Raw genomic sequence first — 1,488 nt, forward strand, 5'->3', positions numbered from 1 at the left:
GTATTATTATTAGATTACTTTACAAGTAACAGAGAGATACACATTGCTAAATTTTATAAAGAAGTTGCATTGCTCAGACAAGAAATAAATTTAAGTATAGAAGAATTAGGCGACTTAATTGACGATGCCGTAAAATATGTATCAATATATGCTGAAATATCTAATGTTCACGAATTCTACAAATTACTAACTGCATTTCTAGAAAATGATAAGGAAGCAATAGAGAACTATAGTAAAACCATAAACTTAAGATAATTTAAGTATTTGGTAGAAATTAGAACGATTGAAAAATATTTTCATCTTAAAGTGATACAAGATCAAGGTGGTTACTAAAAAATAAGGAGCAGATTGAATTTATCGTCTGCCCCTTATTTTTTAGTATTACAATATTTACCACCAAAAACGTTATCTTTGCCATAAGTATTAAATAAATGTTCGGTAACATTATCTTCTATTTGTTCAGCTTCTGCTCTGATTGGTCTACATTCTATGATATCCAACACTTCAAAAGGCATGAATTTTTGAGTGATCTTGGCACAAATCCCAAAGAAATGGTTCCTAATTCTCTTACGAAGATTGCTAGTTATGCCAACATAAACATAATCATATTCTAACTTTAAAACATATAAATGCCACATACCTTTTTGAAAGAATAGCATTTTTTCTTTAAGTGTCTCGAAAAATATTCTTTGATTTTTTGAAACTGAACATTTAGCTCTTTTTCATCCTCATAAAACATGTATACTTCTGCTTATTAGTTTATTAATTAAACTTAAGAAACCTTCATAGTGATGAACTAATACTTCCATAGGCTTCATACTAACAAAATACATTAAAATTATTAAATATTGATAGGGTGGTATTATTATTGAGATGAAAGGTTATACTTTTCAAGTTATGAAACTAAAATAAATAGAAGAACATGTTCTGATAAAAAAGTCTTGCTTTTACTTTACTGCTATTGTATTATTTATTTAGCGATCTGGCCATAGCTCTACTCGGGCTATGGCTACTTTTTATAGAGAGGCTTTAGTTATGAAACCATTTAAATCTCATAAACAACAATTAAAAGTTCTTAGACAAAGAGGTATGATTGTACCTTCGAAAGCAAAGAGAGACTTAGAAAATGAAAACTATTATAATGTAATTAATGGATATAAAGAACTATTCCTTCAAGTAGATAAAGATGGTAAATTTGTTTCGCCTGAAGTATATAAAAGTGGAACCGAATTCGACGAATTATTATCTTTATATAAATTAGACAGAAAATTAAGAAATGTATTATTAGAATATATTTTAATATTTGAAACTCATATTAAATCTAGAATTGCTTATTATTTTAGTGAACAATACCAAGAACCGCACTCATACTTATATTTTAAAAATTATTCAAATGATCCTTCTAAAACTGATAGTATTGTAAAAATGGTAGCCATTTTTAGTAACGTAATGAGTAATAGAAGAAATAAACCATTAAAACATTATATT

3 protein-coding genes are annotated in these 1,488 nt (G+C 27.1%); 2 read left to right on the top strand and 1 reads right to left on the bottom strand.

Annotated features, from left to right (window positions below):
• On the top strand, positions 1-255 hold a 255-nt coding region (locus CD126_RS12265; protein ID WP_206168296.1), incomplete at its 5' end, for a hypothetical protein.
• Between the two features lie 113 nt (positions 256-368).
• Here CD126_RS12265 and CD126_RS12530 read toward each other — a convergent pair.
• Positions 369-659 carry a GIY-YIG nuclease family protein gene (locus CD126_RS12530; protein ID WP_049408564.1) on the bottom strand — a complete coding sequence of 97 codons (291 nt, stop codon included), beginning with the start codon at positions 657-659 and terminating at the stop codon, positions 369-371.
• 376 nt (positions 660-1,035) lie between these two features.
• Between CD126_RS12530 and CD126_RS11900 the strand changes: the two genes are divergently transcribed.
• On the top strand, positions 1,036-1,488 hold a 453-nt coding region (locus tag CD126_RS11900), incomplete at its 3' end, for an Abi family protein (protein WP_142381377.1).

Source organism: Staphylococcus pettenkoferi (genome assembly GCF_002902685.1).
Classification (GTDB): domain Bacteria; phylum Bacillota; class Bacilli; order Staphylococcales; family Staphylococcaceae; genus Staphylococcus; species Staphylococcus pettenkoferi.

Bases quoted from the DNA above. Each gene is read 5' to 3' on its own strand.
- CD126_RS12530 (WP_049408564.1), bottom strand. From the start codon at position 659: ATGCTATTCTTTCAAAAAGGTATGTGGCATTTATATGTTTTAAAGTTA.